This window comes from Lentilactobacillus kefiri, assembly GCF_009739535.1.
In the GTDB taxonomy this organism is placed as follows: Bacteria; Bacillota; Bacilli; order Lactobacillales; family Lactobacillaceae; genus Lentilactobacillus; species Lentilactobacillus kefiri.
In genome coordinates this window covers 2,152,634-2,174,458 of the sequence record NZ_CP029971.1, presented here as the reverse complement: position 1 = coordinate 2,174,458, position 21,825 = coordinate 2,152,634, and the positions used below count along the sequence as shown (strand labels likewise).

At 40.9% G+C, this 21,825-nt stretch carries 24 protein-coding genes and 1 other annotated feature; of the genes, 20 read left to right on the top strand and 4 right to left on the bottom strand.

What is annotated here, in order from left to right; translation table 11 throughout:
* Nucleotides 1-7 precede the first annotated feature (7 nt).
* The 8 genes from yhbY (at nt 8) to rpmF (ending at nt 4,710) form a co-directional block, all read left to right on the top strand.
* Nucleotides 8-319 (top strand): ribosome assembly RNA-binding protein YhbY, encoded by a 312-nt coding sequence (gene yhbY, locus DNL43_RS10365; RefSeq protein WP_056981250.1) that lies wholly within the window; start codon nt 8-10, stop codon nt 317-319.
* A gap of 12 nt (nt 320-331) precedes the next feature.
* A complete protein-coding gene (locus DNL43_RS10360; RefSeq protein WP_056981253.1) occupies nt 332-964 on the top strand; it encodes a nicotinate-nucleotide adenylyltransferase in 633 nt (210 codons plus the stop codon).
* Nucleotides 954-1,565, top strand: a complete 612-nt coding sequence (gene yqeK / locus DNL43_RS10355) for a bis(5'-nucleosyl)-tetraphosphatase (symmetrical) YqeK (RefSeq protein WP_056981255.1) — start codon at nt 954-956, stop codon at nt 1,563-1,565. The genes DNL43_RS10360 and yqeK overlap by 11 nt, the downstream gene beginning before the upstream one ends.
* A 9-nt stretch (nt 1,566-1,574) precedes the next feature.
* On the top strand, nt 1,575-1,931 hold the full coding sequence (gene rsfS / locus DNL43_RS10350) for a ribosome silencing factor (protein ID WP_054768960.1): 357 nt from the start codon (nt 1,575-1,577) through the stop codon (nt 1,929-1,931).
* A 1-nt stretch (nt 1,932) separates the two neighbouring features.
* Nucleotides 1,933-2,697 carry a class I SAM-dependent DNA methyltransferase gene (locus tag DNL43_RS10345; RefSeq protein WP_095344748.1) on the top strand — a complete coding sequence of 255 codons (765 nt, stop codon included), beginning with the start codon at nt 1,933-1,935 and terminating at the stop codon, nt 2,695-2,697.
* Between the two features lie 6 nt (nt 2,698-2,703).
* Nucleotides 2,704-3,840, top strand: a complete 1,137-nt coding sequence (locus DNL43_RS10340; protein ID WP_056981257.1) for a nucleotidyltransferase — start codon at nt 2,704-2,706, stop codon at nt 3,838-3,840.
* 84 nt (nt 3,841-3,924) lie between these two features.
* Entirely contained in the window at nt 3,925-4,479 is a 555-nt protein-coding gene (locus DNL43_RS10335; RefSeq protein ID WP_054768962.1) for a DUF177 domain-containing protein, read from the top strand.
* A gap of 54 nt (nt 4,480-4,533) precedes the next feature.
* A complete protein-coding gene (gene rpmF / locus DNL43_RS10330; protein ID WP_054768963.1) occupies nt 4,534-4,710 on the top strand; it encodes a 50S ribosomal protein L32 in 177 nt (58 codons plus the stop codon).
* A 118-nt stretch (nt 4,711-4,828) separates the two neighbouring features.
* Here the strand turns inward: rpmF and adhP are convergent, their stop codons facing one another.
* Complete coding sequence (adhP, locus tag DNL43_RS10325) at nt 4,829-5,845, bottom strand: alcohol dehydrogenase AdhP (RefSeq protein WP_056981259.1); 1,017 nt, start codon at nt 5,843-5,845, stop codon at nt 4,829-4,831.
* Nucleotides 5,846-6,096: 251 nt separating this feature from the next.
* Here adhP and DNL43_RS10320 point away from each other — a divergent pair, with 251 nt between their 5' ends.
* A complete protein-coding gene (locus DNL43_RS10320) occupies nt 6,097-6,783 on the top strand; it encodes a response regulator transcription factor (protein WP_020280160.1) in 687 nt (228 codons plus the stop codon).
* Entirely contained in the window at nt 6,780-8,429 is a 1,650-nt protein-coding gene (locus DNL43_RS10315) for a HAMP domain-containing histidine kinase (protein WP_054768964.1), read from the top strand. The genes DNL43_RS10320 and DNL43_RS10315 overlap by 4 nt, the downstream gene beginning before the upstream one ends.
* 63 nt (nt 8,430-8,492) lie before the next feature.
* On the opposite strand, the gene DNL43_RS10310 is transcribed toward DNL43_RS10315, so the two are convergent.
* From DNL43_RS10310 to DNL43_RS10300, 3 genes are all read right to left on the bottom strand, one after another.
* Nucleotides 8,493-10,349, bottom strand: coding sequence for a cation:proton antiporter family protein (locus tag DNL43_RS10310; RefSeq protein WP_056981263.1), 1,857 nt, complete (start codon nt 10,347-10,349; stop codon nt 8,493-8,495).
* 139 nt (nt 10,350-10,488) lie between these two features.
* The gene (gene yidC / locus DNL43_RS10305; protein WP_056981265.1) at nt 10,489-11,523 is read right to left on the bottom strand and encodes a membrane protein insertase YidC; all 1,035 of its coding nucleotides are present in this window, start codon (nt 11,521-11,523) and stop codon (nt 10,489-10,491) included.
* Nucleotides 11,524-11,591: 68 nt separating this feature from the next.
* The gene (locus tag DNL43_RS10300) at nt 11,592-11,876 is read right to left on the bottom strand and encodes an acylphosphatase (protein ID WP_054768965.1); all 285 of its coding nucleotides are present in this window, start codon (nt 11,874-11,876) and stop codon (nt 11,592-11,594) included.
* A 39-nt stretch (nt 11,877-11,915) separates the two neighbouring features.
* On the opposite strand from DNL43_RS10300, the gene DNL43_RS10295 reads away from it, so the two are divergent.
* The 10 genes from DNL43_RS10295 to DNL43_RS10250 all read left to right on the top strand — a co-directional run bounded on the left by DNL43_RS10295 (nt 11,916) and on the right by DNL43_RS10250 (nt 21,788).
* A complete protein-coding gene (locus DNL43_RS10295) occupies nt 11,916-12,686 on the top strand; it encodes a TrmH family RNA methyltransferase (RefSeq protein ID WP_054768966.1) in 771 nt (256 codons plus the stop codon).
* 70 nt (nt 12,687-12,756) lie between these two features.
* The gene (locus tag DNL43_RS10290; protein WP_095344747.1) at nt 12,757-13,263 is read left to right on the top strand and encodes an HD domain-containing protein; all 507 of its coding nucleotides are present in this window, start codon (nt 12,757-12,759) and stop codon (nt 13,261-13,263) included.
* A 31-nt stretch (nt 13,264-13,294) separates the two neighbouring features.
* Nucleotides 13,295-13,645, top strand: coding sequence for a winged helix-turn-helix transcriptional regulator (locus DNL43_RS10285; protein ID WP_054768968.1), 351 nt, complete (start codon nt 13,295-13,297; stop codon nt 13,643-13,645).
* Nucleotides 13,646-13,682: 37 nt separating this feature from the next.
* Nucleotides 13,683-13,902 (top strand) — a binding site (T-box leader).
* A 46-nt stretch (nt 13,903-13,948) separates the two neighbouring features.
* Nucleotides 13,949-14,998: a phenylalanine--tRNA ligase subunit alpha gene (pheS, locus tag DNL43_RS10280; protein WP_056981266.1), complete on the top strand. Its 1,050-nt coding sequence runs from the start codon at nt 13,949-13,951 to the stop codon at nt 14,996-14,998.
* A 3-nt stretch (nt 14,999-15,001) separates the two neighbouring features.
* Complete coding sequence (pheT, locus tag DNL43_RS10275) at nt 15,002-17,413, top strand: phenylalanine--tRNA ligase subunit beta (protein ID WP_095344746.1); 2,412 nt, start codon at nt 15,002-15,004, stop codon at nt 17,411-17,413.
* A gap of 43 nt (nt 17,414-17,456) precedes the next feature.
* Entirely contained in the window at nt 17,457-18,578 is a 1,122-nt protein-coding gene (mltG, locus tag DNL43_RS10270) for an endolytic transglycosylase MltG (protein WP_054769876.1), read from the top strand.
* A 19-nt stretch (nt 18,579-18,597) separates the two neighbouring features.
* Nucleotides 18,598-19,272, top strand: a complete 675-nt coding sequence (udk, locus tag DNL43_RS10265) for a uridine kinase (protein ID WP_054769877.1) — start codon at nt 18,598-18,600, stop codon at nt 19,270-19,272.
* Between the two features lie 21 nt (nt 19,273-19,293).
* Complete coding sequence (gene greA, locus DNL43_RS10260) at nt 19,294-19,767, top strand: transcription elongation factor GreA (protein WP_056981269.1); 474 nt, start codon at nt 19,294-19,296, stop codon at nt 19,765-19,767.
* A 240-nt stretch (nt 19,768-20,007) separates the two neighbouring features.
* Entirely contained in the window at nt 20,008-20,325 is a 318-nt protein-coding gene (locus DNL43_RS10255; protein WP_056981270.1) for a HesB/YadR/YfhF family protein, read from the top strand.
* A gap of 191 nt (nt 20,326-20,516) precedes the next feature.
* Nucleotides 20,517-21,788, top strand: coding sequence for an ISL3 family transposase (locus DNL43_RS10250; protein WP_054769919.1), 1,272 nt, complete (start codon nt 20,517-20,519; stop codon nt 21,786-21,788).
* Nucleotides 21,789-21,825 lie beyond the last annotated feature (37 nt).

Genomic DNA, 21,825 nt, shown 5'->3' with positions numbered 1-21,825 from the left:
GGTATTTATGAAATTAACCGGAAAACAAAAACGTTTTTTAAGAGCAAGTGCTAACCGCATGCGGCCAATTTTCGAAGTCGGCAAAAACGGCCTTTCTTCAGTTTGGCTGGATGAGATTCAAAAAGCGCTTGATACCAGAGAACTTATCAAAATTAATGTGCTTCAGAATTCAGCTGCTACTGTTGATGACATTAAAGACTATATTGAGTCGAAAAGCGATGTCACTGTTGTTCAAACGATTGGTAAGACGCTGGTATTGTTCAAACCATCCAAAGACACAAATAATCAAAAATTATCCAATGAAGTTTTTGCAATTTAGAGGTAATTCGGTATGTCGAACGTTCTGAATAATGTTGAAACATTAACACAAGCCAAAACGATTAAACAAAAAAAGGGTAGGCGGATTGGGATTCTTGGCGGTACCTTTAATCCTATTCACAATGGCCATCTAATTATCGCTGAACAGGTTTTAGACCAACTGGGACTGGATAAAGTTTGCTTTATGCCAGATGCAAATCCGCCACATGTTGACAGGAAATTTGCGATTGATGCGAAAGATCGGGTTGCCATGATTAATGGGGCTATTCGTGATAATCCCAAGTTTGCGATTGAGATGACAGAGATCATGCGAGGCGGTGTCAGTTATTCTTATGACACGATGAAACAATTAACCCAGCAGCACCCTGAAAATCATTACTACTTTATCATCGGTGGCGATATGGTTAACTATTTGCCTAAGTGGTACCGGATAGATGATTTAGTGAAGCTGGTTTCGTTTGTTGGCGTTAAACGCGATGGCTACACACCGGCTTCCAAATATCCCGTTATCTGGGTTGATGTCCCATTTATCGACATTTCGTCATCACTTATTCGTTCTAAAATCCGACAACATCAATCAATCAAATATTTGGTACCATCTTCTGTAGAACGTTATATAAAGGAGAACCATTTATATGAAAAATGATCAGTTAAAATATCAAGGCCATTTTGTTCCGTACACTCGTGATGAATTGGTGGCTAAGCTTCATTCGGCATTAACAGATAGTCGTTTTCAACACTGTTTAAGAGTTGAGCAAACGGCGATGGACTTGGCCGAACGTAATGGAGTCAATATCGAAAAGGCTGCCATTGGTGGACTCGTTCACGATTATGCTAAGCAACGCCCGGATGAGGACTTTATTAAGGCCATTAAAGAGTATCAAATGGATCCGGAATTGTTGAACTACGGTAACGCAATTTGGCACGGTGTCGTTGGCTGGATTTTTGTCAAAAACGAATTACAGATCAATGATATTGATATTTTAAATGCCGTCAGATATCATACGGTGGGTCATCAATACATGACGCCGCTTGAACAAATTGTCTATATGGCCGATTATATTGAACCAGGTCGAGATTTTGACGGTGTTGATGATGCCCGTCGGATTACCATGAACAACCTCCAACAAGGGGTTGCTTATCAAACTAAGCAGACGCTGAGTTATCTGATAGCAAATAATAAACCAGTTTTTCCACAAACAATTGTTACCTATAATAGTTGGGTACCAGGCTCAGGATTAGATTAAGGAGTTAATATGAATAGTAAAAAGATTTCAGAAATTGTCGTTCGTGCCGCTGATAGTAAACGGGCTAACGATATCGTTGTTCTCGATATGCAAAAGGTTAGTCTGATGGCTGACTACTTTGTGATTGCTGATGCCAATTCCAATCGACAGGTAAAAGCAATTGCCGATGAGATTGTTGATCAAGTTGAAGCAGACGATGTTAATGTATACAGTGTTTCAGGCAAGGATACTGCTCGTTGGATCTTGATTGATCTTGGCGATGTTGTTGTCCACATTTTCCAAAAGGATGTCCGTGACTTTTACAATTTGGAAAAACTTTGGTCAGACGCACCAATCGTTAATACCGATTCATGGGTGGAGGCATAGCATGATATATACAGAATTCGCCAAATTTTATGATGATTTGTTTGACGCAACTCTATATGATCGCTGGGCAAAGTTTGTTGCCCGCTATGCCGCTAGTACCGGTAAAGAAAATAGTGATATTAAAATTTTAGACCTTGCTTGTGGGACCGGCCGGTTGGCTATCAAATTAGCGCAAATGGGCTTTCAGGTTTCGGGAGCAGATCTCTCTGAGGACATGCTGACTATTGCTGAGCAAAGATCTCGTGATGCAAAGGTTGACGTGCCCTTTATTCAAACCGACATGCGTTCTTTGGACGGATTGGACCAGTATGATATCATTACCTGCTTTGACGATTCACTGAATTATTTGATTAAATCAGATGACTTATTGGCTGCATATCAAGCGGTTTTTGATCATTTAAAGCCTAAGGGCCAGTTCTTATTTGATATGATTACGCCACATCAGGTTCAAGACGTTTATCCAGGATACATGTACAACTATCGAAGTGAAGATGCTGCTTTCATGTGGACGAGCTATAAGGGCGATTTTGCCCCAATCTCGGTTGAACATGAATTAAACTTCTTTCAATATAATGAAGATAAAGATGCTTATGATGCATACAACGAAATTCACCGTGAAAGAGCCTACACTTATGATGAGATTGATCAGTTGCTTACCAAAGCCGGCTATCGCAGTGAGCTTGAGTTTACAGACTTTGGCGACAAGCCATTTACTGAAATAACCAAGCGCTGGTTTTTCGTCACAAACAAGCCTATAGAGAGATGATAAAACATGCTTCGGGCAGTCGGAATCGTTTCAGAATATAATCCTTTTCATAATGGCCATCGCTATATGTTGAGCCAGGCGAAACAGACCACCGGTGCCGATGTGAGTGTGGCCATTATGAGTGGAAATTGGCTGCAGCGTGGTGAACCGGCAGCCTTTGACAAGTGGCAGCGAACTAGGATGGCATTGCTTGGCGGTGTGGATTTGGTCGTTGAACTGCCACTTTTTTCTGCTGTTCAGCCATCTCATCTGTTTTCAAAAGGGGCGGTTGATTTAGCTTCTCACCTGAAATGTGACTGGTTGGCTTTTGGTGCGGAACATCCTTCCATGGATTATCAAAAACTCATTGATAACCAACCGAAGGATAAGGAGAGCTTTAAGCGTTTTGATCGACCGTACGCCTCGATTTTCCAAGATTATCTCTTTCAACGGACTGGGATTCGTTTAAATCAACCAAATGACATTTTGGGATTTGGCTATGCCAAGGCTAATTTTGAAGCAGGATCGCCACTTCGGACGGTCCCGTTACAGCGTGTCGGCAGTAACCATGACGACACTGAAATTAGTGATCAAGGGTCCATCGCGAGTGCTTCCGCCATTCGGAAGGCGATTGGGAATCATGATCTTTCAATGATTAAACCCGTTGTTCCCGAAAGTACTTTAAAAGTGATCGCCAATCATCATATGATGGATTGGAATGATTTCTGGCCTTTTTTAAGATTCGAGCTTGTTGAGAATCCGGTCGAAAATCTTCATCAAATTTATCAAATGACTGAAGGCATTGAATATCGGCTGAAAAGGGCTGCCATCAAAGCGACCAGCTTTCAAGAATTCCTTCATTTGGTTAAGACTAAACGGTACACATACACCCGAATTCAGCGTCTGTGCACATACGTATTGCTGCATGCAGCCAGTCGTGATATGCTTCAGACAGGTGGATATATTCGCCTTCTAGGATTTAATGCCAAGGGGCAAAAATACCTTAACCAGATTAAAGGCGATCTTGAATGGCCGCTGATTACGAAGATCAATGATGATGTCGTTGCTGATTTTATCCAAATGGACTTCCGTGGGGGAATGTTGACCCAAATGATTAATGGTGCCTCACAGGATTTTTATCGGCATCCGGTAATTCTTGAATAAACACCAAAGGACTATCAAGGAAATTACCTTGACAAGCCTATTTGTTGCCGGTATAATAAGTTTTGTTGCATTGGAGGAATTACATTGAAATGGTACTTTAGAGACTTGCAAAAGTACTCAGATACTGATCCGTTCACATTCAATGAGAAGCTTCATATTAAAGATGATTTGCTTGATCGATATGCTGACGAGGTGATCGATGCATCTGACTTTAATGTTGAAGGAACTGCATTTGCTGATCAGGGCGATGTGATTATCGACACCCACATAGTTGGAAAGCTTGTGGTGCCGTCATCACGTTCACTGACCCCAGTTGATTTACCACTTGATTTTACGGTTGAGGAATTCTATGTTCCTTCAAAAGCTGCGGAATCACGATATGGTAAAGATGATGTTGTCTTTGTCCTTGGCGAAGACGATCAGGTGGATATGCAAAGTGCCGTTGTTGATAATGTGATACTGCATATTCCTATGCACGTCCTGTCTCCTGAAGAAATTGCGGGCAAAGAGATGCCAAGTGGTAACGACTGGGATGTTATGACAGTCGATGACTACAGCAAACAGAAGGCAGAGTTAAAAACTGTTGATCCACGTCTGGCAGAATTGAAGAACTTTTTTAAGAATCGCGATTCAAAATAGCTGGACTTAAAATTTCACTAGTGGATATTTTATTTTTACGAGGAGGGAAAAACAATGGCTACACCAGCACGTAGAACTTCTAAAGCTAGAAAGCGCATGCGTCGCGGTCACATCAAGTTGACGACTCCTAATTTGAGCCTCGACCCTAAGACCGGTGAATACACCATGCCACATCACGTTTCACCATCAGGCTTTTACAAAGGCCGTAAAGTTATCAAAGATAAGAAGTAATAAATAACCAATTTAGAACGCCATGGATTCTAAATTGGTTTTTTTGTACACTTTTTTAAGCATAAAAGAGGGGCCTTCGCAATCATTTTGCGAGGGCCCCTAAATTTAATATCGATTATTATTTAGTGAAATCAACAACCATTCGGCCAACGATCTTGTTAGCTTTCATTTCATCAATGATGTCGTTAACTTCGTCAAGACGACGAGTTTGAACGATTGGCTTAACTTTACCTTCAGCACCAAACTGGAATGTTTCAGCGAGGTCCTGACGAGTTCCAACCAGTGAACCGGCAACTTGAATACCATCAAGAACAGTCTTGTCAATATTCAATGCCATATCACCTTTAGGAAGGGCAACGGCAACCAACTTACCATCTGGACGCAATGCGTTAACAGAAGTGGTAAATGCGTCAGTTGTAACGGCAGTGATTTGGGCGTTATGAACTCCGCCAACCTTCTTTTGGATTTGTTCAGCAACATCTGGATCGTGACGGTTGATAGTAATATCAGCACCGTTATCCTTAGCTGCTTGAAGCTTTTGTTCGTTACCATCAACGGCAACAACATGAGCACCAAAGACGTTGTGTGCGTATTGAACAGCAAGGTTACCCAAGCCTCCACAACCAACAACTTCAACCCATTGTCCAGGACGGGTATCACCAACTTTAAGTGCCTTGTACATCGTAACACCGGCACATGTTAATGAAGTTGCTTCAACAGGATCCAAGCCTTCAGGAACTTTAACGGCGTAGTCGGCAGGGACAATAACTTCTTCAGCCATTGCACCATCAACAGTGTAACCTGAGTTTTGAACGTTACGGCAAAGGGTTTCACGACCAGTGATACAATACTCACAATGGCCACAGCCTCTATAGAACCAAGCGATTGATACACGATCACCAATCTTTAAATTGGTAACATCGTCGGCAACTTGAATAACTTTACCAACACCTTCGTGACCAATGATCCGGCCAGGAACTTTACCGAAATCTCCTTCAGCAACGTGAAGGTCTGTGTGACATAAACCACAATATTCAACTTTTACTAATGCTTCGCCTTCATGAATGGGGCGTAAATTTACATCTTTAATATCAACATATCCATCGACTGGATCTCTTACAACAGCAGCTTTCATAGGTTTATTCATCCTTTTTGTAATATATTTTCAAACAAGTACATTATAAACAGGAACGCTTACATTATCAAGTGAAAATCTACACAAATGTCGATTAATTGAAAATAATTTCCAAATGAGGGTGGTTTTATAAGTTTTCTCAAAGTTAAAGCCTTAAACTCACATAATTATGGTAAAATGAGAGTTATGTTAAAAGGTTTCTACGTTACTAATAAATAAATTAAGATATGTTATAGGAGAGCTGATCATTTATGAGTCGAATTTTGATTATTGAAGACGAAAAGAATTTAGCCCGATTCGTTGAATTGGAATTAAAGCATGAAGGCTATGATACCCAGGTGGAATTAAACGGAAGAACCGGTTTACAAGCTGCCTTGGATGAAAACTTTGATGTTATTTTACTTGATTTAATGTTACCGGAATTGAATGGGATGGAAGTTGCCCGTCGATTACGTGAAAAGAAAAACACACCTATTATTATGATGACTGCCCGGGATTCCGTTATTGATCGAGTTTCTGGTTTTGACCATGGCGCTGATGACTACATCGTTAAACCATTTGCAATTGAAGAATTATTGGCCCGAATTCGTGCCTTGCTTCGTCGAATTCAAATTGAGAACGATCAACAAAAAAGCAACAAGAAATCCGTTACTTTTAAAGACTTAACCATTGAAAAGGAAAGTCGGATTGTTCGTCGTGGCGATGAGGTCATTAATCTGACAAAGCGTGAATATGAACTCTTGTTAACTTTGATGGAAAATGTTGACGTTGTTTTAGCTCGAGACGTTTTACTTACCAAGGTATGGGGGTACGACTCAGAAGTTGAGACCAACGTTGTCGATGTTTATATTCGATACCTGCGAAACAAGATTGATCGTCCAGGTGAAAATAGTTACATCCAAACTGTTAGAGGTACTGGGTACGTGATGCGTTCATGACCCAATCCAACACGAAACAAAAAAGAAGAAAGACATCGCTAAAATGGAAGTGGGCGTTTTTTACGTCCATTGGTGTTTTGGCGATTGTTGTTATCTTCTCAGTTCTAATTTTTAACCGATTCACAAATGTGCTTCTTCAACAGGAACACGCCCATATTGATAATACTTTAAGTACCGTGTCATCAAGACTTTCAAATTATTCCTCACCTTTGAGTAAGGGTGACGTTGCCTATTATTTGAAGCCTAAGATTACCAGTGACAATGATCAGGTAACCCAAGCCAATGGGAACGACCTTTATTCAAATTCGTTGATTGTGAATTTCTCTCGGGATAATATTTTAGTGAATGTCTATGACGTTCACGGCAATGAATTGTTTGAATCTCGAAAAGGTGCGGTTAAGTTTTATTCACCAAGTAAGCGAAAAATATTTACAACCAGGCAAAATGGCCGTCAGGTAATGGTTGGTGCTGAACCACTGTTATCCAAGAAAAACGGCTCGCTTGTCGGTTATGCGCAAGTCACCGACAAACTGGACAATTATCGAGCAACTGCCAACAAATTGTTAGTCATTTTAGTTATTTTAGTTTTAATTTCAGTTTTGCTGTCGATGTTTTTCGCCTACATTTTGGCTCAAGAGTTGTTACGGCCGATTAATGAGATTCAAAAGACCATTAATGAAGTTAAAGCGGATCCGGACTCCGATGCCCGAATTCCTGAATTGAAATCAAATGATGAATTAACTGATTTGGCGGATCTTTTAAATGGGATGCTGGATCAGACCCAACGATATATTGATCAGCAGCAACAATTTGTTGAAGATGTTTCCCATGAATTAAGGACGCCTGTCGCCGTTATTCAAGGCCATATTGATATGCTGCTGAGATGGGGGAAAGATGATCCCGAAGTCCTTGAGGAATCTTTGAAGGCTTCTCTTCAGGAAACAAACCGAATGAAGAGTTTGGTTTCTGAAATGCTGGATCTTTCTCGTGCCGAACAAATTGAAATTAATTACGGTGAAGAAATTACCGATGTTAATCACGTATTTGCTCAGGTTTACAACGATTTCAAAATGATTCACCCTGACTTTACGTTTACCTTTGATGATGATACCGACCATGATGTTTACGTTAAAATTTATCGTAATCACTTGGAACAGGTTCTTGTGATCCTTCTTGATAATGCGATTAAGTATTCCACCAAACGAAAAGAAGTTCATTTATCACTCTCAACTTCAATGGCAATGGTGAACATTGCTGTTCAAGACTTTGGTGAAGGGATTTCCGAAGAAGACAAGCAAAAGGTCTTTAACCGTTTCTATCGGGTTGATAAAGCCCGTAGCCGTGACAAAGGTGGTAACGGTTTGGGACTCTCAATCGCCCATCGATTGATCGAAGCTTATCACGGAAACATTTCAATTGAAAGTTCATTGGGTTATGGTTCCATCTTCCAAGTTAATTTACCAATTATGCAGGATATGCCAGATGAAGCTGATCTTGAATCAGATGAAAAAGAATCTACCGAATCTAGCGAATCTCAAGATAATCAATCGGATAACAAACTACCAGACGGAATTTTAGACACTTCAAAGTCAGATCAAACCGACTCTGATAATTCCAAGCATGAAGATCCAAAAGACAATCAATAGTTAATAAAAAAGCTGGTGCATGTGAGATGAATTCATTTCACATTGCACCAGCTTTTTTGGATACTAATTTAATTTCCCTAGTTCTCTGCGAACTTCGGGAGCTTCCGTTTTACTACTGGTAAAAATGATTCTGTCGTTAAGCTTCAATGATGTGCCGCCGGATGGGCGGATGAATCGTTTGTCACGATAGATTTGCGTAATTGTAATTTTGTCGATAAATGGAACGTTACGGACTTGAATGTCAGCGTAACGGCTGTTTCTAAGGGCCACTTCATAGACACTTGATTCCGTTGAGGTCATCATCCTCATCGTTGAAGGAGCTTCAATTAATGACCGCAGCATGCTGATATTAACGTCAGGAGTATTGTACAGCTCAACGCCTAATGAATTGAGCTCATCCCGGCGTTCATCCAAGATATTGCGATCTTCAAATCTGACAATGACTCGTGGAACGCCGTACTTTTTCGCGATCTTGGCAAGTTCATAATTCTTTTCGGAATTAATTTGTCCAAGCACCACGACATCGGCATCAAAGACACCATTTTCAATCATGACCTTCGGATCCATACTCTTTAATAGATGAATGGTTGTTTCACTGTTAAAGGCGCGGTAATTGTGTTGATTATTCGTATACATCGTCACTTTGTACCATCCCTTGGCTAACTGCTGGGCAACGGGGACGGTGGTCAAGTTTGTTCCAATAAAGTGAACGGTGGACTTCTTCAGGTCTTCAGCTTCTGCAGAATACAGCTTATTAAATATCATTGGGCCAAAGACACAGGTTAGAACTGCTGAGAGAAGAAACGCGCCGGACTGTTGATTGGTAATTCTGTTTAAATGACTGGCAACTTGGAGAACCGCCAAAACAACTGTAATGGTTGTGACTGACATGGCAGTCCCGGCAATCGCATTTGTATTTTTGAACCGTAATTTCAATGCAAAAAAGATCAGAGCCTTTGCTAATATGTAGCCAATGAAGATAACCGGGATTAGCATCAGGGTTTGAGGATTGGTAATTAATGTACGAAGATTTAAGTTAACGCCACTCATGATAAAGAAAATTGGAATGAAGAACCCGTATCCAATGGAATCGAGGCGGACTTTGGTTTCTTCGTGGGGTTCCAACAATTTAATGACGATTCCGGCTAAGAATGCACCAAGAATTCCCTCGGCACCAACTGATTCGGCAACGGTCACCAAGGTGACAATCATGAAAAATGAGAGGCGGATATCGACCTGGGTTGTTGATTTATTGATTTGGTCAAAGAATCGAAAGAATGCTTTAAACCGCCAGAACAAAAGGGCAGCTACAACTAAGATCAGTAAAATCAACCACAATGACTTGGAATGGGGACTGTAAGCCGATGCGTAAAATGTCAGGCCAATCATTGGGACGACTTCCCCAAGGGCAGCAATCAATAGAATTGCCTGGCCAAATGGCTTACTGAGGAGTTCCTTTTCCTTCAATCCGGCGATTACAATGCCCAATGAAATTGTCATGAACAAAATAGCAGCCAACCAAATGTCCGAAAACAAGCCGCTTATTTTTAAAACGTAGCCCATTCCAAATGACATGGCAACAATTGATGCATATCCCATTCCGGCAATTCTTAGAACGGAGTATTTGGGTTGGTTTTGCTCATCTTTTTGGGCCAGTGGAGAAAGGTTGGTTGGCTTCTTTTTAAATAAGCTGAAATCAATTTCCATCCCACTTAAAAACAGCAGGAAGATAACGCCGACGTTTTGCAGAATGTCCAGGGTATTGGAATCGGTAATCCAATTAAAAAGAGACGGTCCAAGAAAAACACCCACAATAATTTCTACAACGGCCGTGGGAAGAAATGTGATCTTGAAGCGAGCCATTGCCAAAGGGATGACAAGTGCCGCCAGCAAAATGATTAATAGGGATAGTTGATTCATAAAATGTAACAGCTCTTTTCCTAAAAAATATACATAACAATATTACCATTCTGTCGCTCAATTGGTTGAATAAACTATTTTGTTGAATGATAAATGAATCAAAAAAGATCACATCAACTTAGATGTGATCTTTAATCGATTATGATTTGTGATGTCGTTGCTGCTTACCTGCATTTCGTTGTCGGTTCGCTTTTGGCTTAACAGGTTTGCTTGGTGTAGGAACAGGTGTTGACTTAGCCTTTTTAGTTTCTTGGGGCTTTCGGTCAACCTGCTGTTTTCCAGTATTTCGTTGACGATTACGCTGATGGATATTTGGCTCGGATGGTTTTGAGCCGTTGGCAACTGGCTTCGGACTTGGCATCAAGTCTTCTACTGTGACCTTTTTTCGGCCTTCATTTTCTTTGGCAATATTCTTTCGAATCCTTGGCCGGTACATATTAATGATCAGGGTTTGAACACAGGCGAAGAGTCCGCCAATGAAGAAGTAAATTCCTAATCCAGCTGGTGCGCTCAGTGTAAATACCAAAATCATAATTGGGCTCATCAGCATCATGGCACCCATCTGTTTCTTCTGGGCAGCCGGCGTTCCCAGCATTGCGATGTATCCTTGCAACAAATAAGAAGCAAATGACAAGACCGCAAGAATCCAACTTGATTGTCCCAATCGAATTCCCATGAAGACGGTGTGGGATAATTCTGGTGAATAACGAATTGCTGCATACAAAGCAGTAAAAATCGGCATTTGGATTATCAATGGCAAACAACCAATTCCACCAGTCATTGAAATGCCATTTTGCTTATATAATGCCATCATTGCCTGACTGGCTGCAGTCTGTTCTTCAGGAGTGGAAGCAGCCTTTTGGCGTTTTTGCAGTTCAGCCATTTGTGGTCGAATCAACTGCATCTTTTCCTGTTGAATGGTTGAAGCCTTCATTTGCCGAACCATGATAGGTAATAAAACCATTCGCACGATTACGGTAAGGACGATAATCGCCCAGCCATAACTGCCGACAAATTGTGCAATCCATTCCATAATGCCCTGCGCTGGTTTTGCAAGGTAATCGTAAACCGCTCCGTATGGTTTCCCGGATTTTGTTGTGCGGACACAGCCACTTAGAAGGAGGGCCATTCCGGAAAGTAATCCAAGAGTGGTTATGTGTTTAATTTTTTTCATTAGTAAGACCTTTCTTAACTTAGTACGTAAACAAAACAATCTTACTAGATTATTGACCGCTTTTCAATTTAATATTTCACATTAAACCCTTTATCAACAATTTTCGATATATAATTGAGGTGAAGGTTTTCTACTTTAGCAAACGGGGTTGGGGAATTTTTGATTTTTGAGATGAATTTTTCCAGGTTTTCGTTAGTGCCGCTGGCAACAATTGTGACACTGCCGTTGCGTTCGTTTTTAACCCACCCGGAGATGTTCAGCTCTTGGGCAATCTGGATGGTTGCCCAGCGAAAGCCGACGCCTTGTACGCGGCCAGAGGCATTCATTTTTACCGTTTGGTTTTTGTTGTTCAAATTATTCACCACCTATTAATATAGAAAAGAGAGATTTGTATGGATATTGAAAAAATTACGTCTAACCAAAATAATCGTGTCAAAGAATGGACCAAAATGCAAACCAAGAAGGGCCGGGTTAAGTCCGGTCAGTATGTCATTGAAGGATGGCACATTGTTGACGAGGCGATTCGTCATCGTCAAGCCATCAAGCAATTAATGGTCGTTGATGAAAGCTACTTGGGCGACCTGCCCGTTGATGACGACACCGAGGTTTTCCTGATTACCCCGGAAATTGCCAAACATATTTCATCGACTGAAACTCCCCAGGGTGTTTTCGCTGTTTTGAACACCGAAGACTATCATGAAAAGATTCCCGATGATTTGAAGGGTGCCTGGATGCTTTTGGATAATATCCAAGATCCCGGTAATATCGGAACCATGGTTCGAACAGGGGATGCTGCCGGACTTGATGGAATCGTTTTTGGTAAAGGTTCTGCCGACATTTACAATCCCAAAGTTGTCCGTTCAATGCAGGGCAGTCAATTTCATATGAAGCTCTATACAGGTGACATTCTTGATTGGATGGACGCATTTAAAGAAGCCGGCATTAAAACCTATGGTACCGAATTAAATGATCAGGCCATTTCTTACTATGATATAACACCAACCAAACAATTTGCACTGGTTATGGGAAATGAAGGTAACGGGGTTAATCCCGAGATTCTCAAGAAGACCGACCAAAACCTTTATATTCCAATGAATGGTGAGGCTGAATCATTGAATGTGGCGGTTGCTGCCGGAATATTACTTTTCAAGTTTGTTAAATAAGGTTCGTTTTCATTGATATTTAGGGCAATACCTAGTATCATGTTGATAAATAAAGACAAAGGGGTATTACATGCAAAAGGATGAATGGAAAAACGATTCTGAGTATCGTGAAATAGTTTCTGACCTGATGGCAACTGATATGGTTAAGAAATTGGCTAACTATACTCAACACCATCACTCAACTCGACTTGAACATTCAATTGCTGTTTCTTTTGACAGTTACAAGATTGCCAAAAGAAGGGGCTTAGATTACCGTGCCGTTGCTCGTGCTGGTTTGCTCCACGATCTGTTTTTCTACGATTGGAGAACCACTAAGTTTGATTTAGGCTCTCACGCATTTATTCACCCACGGGTTGCCTTACGAAACGCCGAGCGGATTACCAAATTATCACCAATGGAAAAAGACATCATTTTAAAGCATATGTGGGGCCTGACACTTGCACGGCCTAAGTATGAAGAAAGTGTCATTGTTTCTCTGGTTGATGATTATGAAGCTGTTCATGAATTCATGAGTCCACTTAAAGGTAAACTTGAAGATTTAAAGAAACAAGTTATTGGGACATCTGCTACAAAATAATTGGAATCATGGTATGAGAGGGGGATTTTAAATGCGACAGGCAATTGGATTGCAAGATGCAATTAACTATTATTTATGTCCGAAGTTTGAGAAGACATTTTCATTTCTCGGGAAAAAATGGAATGGCTTGATTATCGATGTTTTACTTCAAGAAGGGGTTTTACGTTTTCGTGAAATTGCCCGACAAATCCCCAAGTGCAGTGATCGAGTTTTGGTTGAACGCTTGAGAGAACTTGAAGACGATGGGGTTGTTGTTCGAACAGAACATGAAGACTCATCATTGATCGAATATTCATTGACCGAGCAAGGCAAAGAATTAGCACCGATCATGCACGAAATTCATACATGGTCAGAAAAATGGTATCCAAGCATTAAAAAGTAGCTTGACCATTTTTTTGTTTTAGCTTATTATTCACTAATGTAAAGCGTTTGAGAAAAAAGTAGTAGGTTGATTTCCTATTTGAGAGACTCCGTGGTTGGTGAAAACGGAGTAGGAAGTCTTCTCGAATTCATTTTTCGAGCTGAAATTGGGAGTTGTCAAACAAAAAATTTCCGGTTAATCACCGTTAACGATGTCTTAAGTGTGTTGTTCTCTTTGGACAGCAAATTAGGGTGGTACCGCGTCGCTTCGTCCCTTATTGGGCGAAGCTTTTTTTGTGGTTAAAAATAGAACTGGAGGGATACCATGTCACTGCGAGATCAACTGACAGAAATAAAAGAAAAAGGGCTTGCTGATATTGAGCAAACCAACGACTTGAAGAAGTTAAACGACATTCGAGTCCATTTACTTGGTAAAAAGGGACCCATCACCGCTGCTCTTAGAGGAATCAAAGATTTAACCCCTGAGGAACGTCCCGAAGTCGGTAGTTACGCCAACAAAATTCGTGATGCAATCACCGTAGCAGTTGCCGATCAACGCCAAAAGCTTGAAGACGCTGCACTGGATGCAAAATTAGCGTCAGAAAAGATTGATGTTACGATGCCGGGCAAACCGGTTGCTCAAGGTCAACCGCACGTTATTCAACAAATCATTGATCAAATTGTCGATTTGTTCCTGGGAATGGGTTATGAAGTTCTCTCAGGCCCTGAAGTTGAAGAAGACAAATACAATTTTGAAATGATGAACCTGCCTAAAAACCATCCAGCAAGAGATATGCAGGATACTTTTTACATAAGCAAAGAGATCTTGATGAGAACCCAAACCTCACCAATGCAGGCTCGTGCTTTGGAAAAGCATGATTTCTCAAAGGGACCTTTGAAGATGATCTCACCAGGAATCGTTTACCGTCGTGATACTGATGATCCAACCCATTCACATCAATTCCATCAAGTTGAAGGACTCTTCATTGATGAACACGTGACCATGGCTGATTTAAAGGGAACGTTAATTACCATGGCCCAAAACATTTTTGGAAATAAATTTGATATTCGTTTACGGCCAAGTTATTTCCCATTTACCGAACCTTCTGTTGAAGTAGATGTTACCTGCTTTAACTGTATGGGAAAGGGTTGTGACGTCTGCAAGCATACCGGCTGGATTGAAGTTTTAGGTGCCGGCATGGTTCATCCTAATGTGCTCGATATGGCTGGCGTTGATTCAAAGAAGTATGGCGGTTTTGCCTTTGGTGTCGGCCCTGACCGATTTGCAATGCTTAAATATGGTGTGGATGACATTCGTGACTTCTACCTCGATGATGTCCGCTTCTTAAATCAATTCAGTAAGAGGGGTAATTAGACAATGAAAGTTTCTTACAAATGGCTTAAAAAATATTTAGATTTGAATCTGCCCGCTAAAGATTTAGCTGAAAAGATCGAACGGACAGCAGTTGAAGTTGACTCCGTCACTGTCGCCGAAGATGGCCTCAAAAAGTTGGTTGTCGGTCATATTTTATCAATGACCAAGCATCCGGAATCAGACCATCTGCATATCTGCCAAGTTGATGTCGGTGAAGATGAACCATTACAAATCGTTTGTGGTGCTCCCAACGTCGCAGCAGATCAAAAGGTTATTGTTGCCTTACCAAATTCCAGAATTGGCGGCAACGTTAAAATCAAGCGTTCAAAGATGCGTGGTGTTGAATCACAAGGGATGATTTGTGCACTTGACGAAATTGGTTTCAGCAAAGACGTTGTCCCAAAGGAATGGGCTGACGGAATCTATGTCTTTGATGATGATGTTCCGGTTGGCGAGCCGATTTACAAATATTTGGGAATGGATGATCCAATTATTGATCTTGATGTTACCCCTAACCGTGGTGATATGTTGAGCATTTTGGGAACTGTTCATGACCTGGCTGCCATTTATGACCAAAAGCCAACTATTAAAAAACCGGTTGTTGATGAAGACAATTCACTTGATGCCAATCAAGAGATTCAGGCAACCGCTGACGAAAAGCTTGCCAAAACATACAAGCTGCGGGTTGTTGAAGGCGTTAAAGTTGCGCCAAGTCCTTCATGGCTGCAGATAGTTCTGTGGAATGCCGGCATTCGCCCAATTAACAACGTGGTTGATGTCACCAATTATATTTTGCTGAAGTACGGTCAACCTCTTCATTCATTTGATAAGGATAAGATTAATGGCAACATCCAGGTTCGGATGGCTGCCAAGGGTGAAAAGTTAACGACCCTTGATGAAGACAAACATGAGCTGACGACTGATGATATCGTGATCGCTGATAATGACAAGCCAATCGCCTTAGCCGGTGTTATGGGTGGTTTTAATACTCAAATCGATGAAAGCACGACAAACGTCGTCATTGAATCAGCCATTTTTGATTCATTCAGAATTCGTAAGGCTGCTCAGCGTCATAATTTGCATACAGAAGCTTCACAACGATTCGAACGGGGAATTAATCCCGATGGTGTCCAAGACGCCGTAGACGAAGCCGTAAGCATGATTAAAGAGCTTGCTGGCGGTAAGATTGCCAAAGGAACCGTCACTGCAACTGAATATCATCCAGAATTGCCAACAATCTTCACCACAGCTGAACGAACCAATCATGTACTGGGGACTTCATTTACCACTGAAGAAATCAAAAATATTTTCGATCGGCTCGGATTTTCCAGTGAAGCCCATGAAGATGGTTTAAACGTTACCATTCCTGCTCGTCGTTGGGATATCTTCAGAGATGCTGATTTGAACGAAGAAGTCGCCCGAATTTACGGCTACGACAACTTACCAGCTACTTTGCCAACTGGCCGTCAAAGTATTGGCATTTTAACACCAACCCAGAAACTTCAACGGGCATCACGGACTGCTTTGGAAGGCTTGGGACTTACCCAGGCAATTTCATATTCATTGACGACTGCTGAAAAAGCAAAAATGTTCATGATGAGAAAGAGTTTTGAAACCAAATTGCTTTGGCCAATGACTCAGGACCATTCCGTATTAAGAATGAACATGCTTTCAGGTTTGCTTGACGATGTTGCTTATAATCACGCCCACAAAGTCAATGATGTTGCCCTTTATGAATCTGGTCGGGTCTTCTACAAAGACAGTGCCGAACAAATTCGTCCTGAAGAAGTGGAACATATGGCCGGTGTGATCACAGGTAACTTCACAAGTCCATTGTGGAACAATCATGTCCAACCAATTGATTTCTTCCAGTTGAAGGGGATTGTTAATCAGTTCCTGCTCAACCTTGGCGTTAAGGGTGATATTGAATACACCGCGACTGATCAATATCCAGAAATGCATCCAGGCCGGACTGCTAACATCTCAATTCATGGTCACTATATTGGATTCCTTGGTCAAATTCATCCAAGAATCGCCAAGAAATTTAAGATCAAAGAAACCTATGGATTTGATTTGAATATGCAGGAATTAATTGACTTGCCTAAGGATGATGATCAATACAAACCAATTTCGAAATATCCTTCAATTAAGCGTGATATTTCATTGGTTGTTGACCAAGATGTCACCAACGACCAAATCATGCAAGTCATGAATAAGCGTGGTGGTGCGTTCTTAAATAACGTTCGTTTGTTTGATGTTTATGAAGGCGAGAATGTTTCTGATGGTAAAAAGTCAATGGCTTATTCATTAACGTACGTTGATCCTCGAGAAACCCTTAAGGATGAAGTCGTTAATAAAGCCTTTGAAAAGATTAAAAAACGTTTAACAGCTGACTTAAATGCAGAAATTAGGTAATTTGGAAACTATAATGAAACTGAAAAGATAGGAGGAGCTTCTCATGAGCGATGACTCAAGTCGACGAAACCCCAAACCCAATAAAAGTCTCGGGCGAAGAATTATTATTTCTGTAATTACCTTACTGATTATTTTAGCTGCAGCGATTGGCTTAATGGGATACCGATATTTCCAGGATGCATTAAAACCAATGAACCCTCGTGATACCAACGTGACACAAGTGCATATTCCACTTGGCGCGTCTAATAAACAAATTGGATCAATTTTGCAGACTCAAAAGATTGTTAAAAGCGGGATGGTTTTTGACTATTACGTCAAATCCAACAACATGGCCAACTTTAGAGCTGGTTATTACCAACTGAAACCGTCAATGAGCCTGAAAGCAATTGCCCACCGTCTTCAAGAAGGTGGCACTGATCAGCCAATTCAAAGTACCAAGGGTAAAGTGTTGGTTCGTGAAGGCGCAAATATTAATCAAATTGCTTCCCAGGTTTCAGCTCATACAGATTTCACCCGTCATGACTTTCTCAAATTGATGAAGGATCAAGCTTATATCAAACAATTAGCTGCCCGTTATCCAAATTTGTTGAAGTCGGCAATGAAAGCCAAACACGTTCGTTACCGTCTTGAAGGGTATTTGTATCCTGCAACTTATGAAGTTGAGAAGAATACATCATTGAAGTCATTGGTTGAACAAATGGTTGCCAAAACAAATCAAATAGTGATCCCACATCTTGCAAAAATCAAAAAATCAGGGATGAATATGCAACAATTTATGACTCTGTCTTCTTTGATCGAGCGTGAGGGAGTTAACCAGAATGACCGTCGTAAAATGGCTGGTGTTTTGTTAAACCGAATTGATATCAATATGCCGCTTCAATCAGATGTCGCTGTGCTATACGCAATTCATCGGAACAATAAGACTTTGACGAATAAAGATTTGCAGAATGATTCACCATATAATCTTTACAAATATACTGGATTTGGACCTGGCCCATTTGACAGTCCAAGCATCAGTTCGATGAGTGCCGTTTTGCATCCTTTGGATAGATCCAAGAACTATTTATACTTTGTTGCAAATACCAAGACCAAGAAAGTATATTACTCAAAGACCTATGCTGAACATCAGCAGCAGATTGCTAAGCATACGGATGATAATAATTAATTGAGAGGTTCATATTTACATGGCAAATCATAAAACACGGCCGGTAGTGATCGGCATTACCGGTGGATCTGGTAGTGGGAAAACAACCGTTGCCAGAAAGATTTTTGACCAGTTGTCCAACTATTCAATTACGATCATTCAACAGGATTCGTATTACAATAATCAAGATGATATGAGCATGACCGACCGAAAGAAGGTTAACTATGATCATCCAATGGCTTTTGACTTCGATCTTCTAATTGATCAATTAAAGCAATTGCTTAACTATGAAGCAATTGAAAAGCCGGTGTATGATTACGAACAATTTACCCGAAGTTCGGACACTATTCATCAGGATCCTCGAGAAGTCATTATTCTAGAAGGTATTTTGATCCTTGACGATCAACGATTACGTGATTTAATGGATATTAAGGTATTTGTTGACACAGATGATGACATTCGTTTGATTCGAAGAATTGAACGGGATACGAAGGAACGCGGTCGTTCATTAGATAATATTATTCATCAGTATTTAATGACCGTGAAGCCGATGTATCATCAATTTGTTGAACCAACGAAACGTTACGCTGATTTAATCGTACCTGAAGGTGGAGAAAATCAGGTTGCCATTGATCTTTTGACAACTAAGATGCGATCCATCTTGATGCACCGTGGCAACAAAGAAATTAAGAACAATTTTGATTCAACAATTTAAAATAAAAGGGGAAATTACCAAATGGCTGAAGACACATATCCAATGACTGCTGAAGGTCGAGATAAACTTAAGAAAGAATTGGAAGACCTTAAGGTTAACCAACGACCTAAAGTGGTTGAACGTATTAAGATTGCAAGAAGTTATGGGGACTTATCTGAAAACTCAGAATATGAGTCAGCTAAGGACGAGCAAAGTATGCTTGAAAGCCGAATTACAACGGTTGAGCATATGTTGCAGTACGCCCAAATCATTGATTCAAAAGCAAGTGACAAGAACGAGGTAACCGTCGGAAAAAAGGTTACCTTCAAAGAATTGCCTGATGAAGATCCAGAAACTTACCAAATTGTTGGGGCAGCCGAGGCTGATCCAATGTCAGGCAAGATTTCAAATGATTCACCAATTGCCAAAGGACTTATTGGTCACCGCTTGAATGAAGAAGTTGATATTCCAATTCCAGCAGGAACGATGAAAGTCAAAATTATCAAGGTTGAATAATAGTATTTGTATATAACAACTAACTTAACTATGTGAAAAAGTCATTCAAGGGAAGCCTTCCCCTGAATGGCTTTTTTGTATCAAACAATCGCTGTTACGCCTAACATTGCTGCACTTCCCATCATTACCTGAATGAATTTTTACTTGATTTAATTTTCATATCGTTTGTGAAATTCGGCAATGATGTTATAATCGAATGTAAGCGAATACAAGTAGAGATCTGAGGAGTGTGGCAAAACAATGAAAATTGAGGTAACTGAATCTGCAAGCAAATGGTTCCAGTCCGAGATGGGACTTGGCGAAGGAAATGGTGTTCGATTCTATGGAAAAGTTTATGGCAAAACGCCTGTTCATGAAGGATTTTCATTAGCATTAACCCGTGATGATACTCCTGGTGAAACGTATGCTGAAACCAAGAAAGATGGAATTACGTACTTCGTTGATGAGAATGACCGTTGGTTCTTTATTGGGTTTGATTTAAAAGTTGATTTTGTGCCTGACAAGGATCCAGAAAATGTCGTTTACACCTATACTCCAAATGGCGAACTTGATAAATAAAAATTTGTTAGAAAAAAAGGATTGGAAATCATTTCGATTTCGGCTCTACAATATCTGTTGTTGGTAATAGATTTTTATCTATTACTGATGACAGATTTTTTGTTTTTCATTAGAATAAAAAAGCGGACATTTCCTGTCCGTTCATCAAAACCAACAACCACGAAGATTTTAGAGAAAGAAGGAAATGCCCTATGTCAAATGATACTACGAAAATGTTGTTAGGAATAGATGATAAACACTTAAAAATTGAGAATGGCAAAATAGGTGATGATGGGGTGATCCGATTAAACGGGTCGCTGAACTATTCCCCCAAGGCTTGCCGCAACTGTGGGGTTATTAATGATCACCAGATCATTGGCTATGGTTGGCGAAGGACCACCATTAGATTCGCTAAAACATTGGGCAGCACGGTTATCCTATGCCTCAATCGGCGAAACTTTCACTGTAAGGCTTGTCATACCAACTTCCTGGCGCAGACGAGTGCAGTGCCGAAGCACTGCACGATTTCAAATACAACCCGGAAACAATGTTTAGAGAAGTTAACGGAACCAGTGAGCCTCAAACACATTGCCAATGAATTGTCCACTTCGGATTCATTCGTTGGTCGGCAGCTCTTACGGGCTGAACGGGACTTTAAAACCAACTGGCACTACTTACCCAAAGTTCTCCTCATGGACGAAGTTAAAAGCACTAAGAGTGCCACCGACGCGATGAGCTTTGAATTTATGGACGCCGAAACCCACGAATTAATTGACCTATTGCCCTTTAGAACCATCTATCAGCTTCAAAAGTATTTCCAGCATTATGACCAAGCCGCACGAGAAAATGTGAAAATTATCGTCACCGATATGAACTATACCTATCCCAAATTGGTTGGGCAGATCTTCCCGAACGCCATCGTTGTTATTGATCCTTTTCACTTAGTTAACGCTTTAAACCGGGCTTTTAACAAGACGCGAGTGCGTCTCATGAAAACCCTGGCCACTTCCTCGCGCCAGTATCACGCCTTGAAACGCTATTGGAAACTATTATTAACGCCGGCCAATCACCTTAACTACGAGGCTTTCCGCAAGTGGACAAACTTCCCTTATCCGGCAACTGCCACGGATGTGGTTGATGCTTTACTGGACATTGATCCCGAGCTCAAGCAAACTTACGACGTGATGAATTGGTTACGTGAAACCATCAAAAACCGCGACTGGCCCAACTATAATCAAGCCTTTCACCACCTGCAGGGGTGCTCGGAAGAGATGTTGGCAGCCCTCCAAACCTTGGCGGCTCATCATGATGAAATTGGCAACACTTTCACCCACCACTACACCAACGGGCCCTTAGAAGGTTCAAACAACAAGATTAAAGTCATTAAGCGCACTGGATTTGGTTACCGAAACTTCTTCAGATTCCGGCTAAGAGTGCTGTTCGCTTTTCGAGTTCATACAAAAAGAGCCCTAATCACCAAGTGATTAGAACTCCAATATTTTGTTCACCAACAACAGTTGA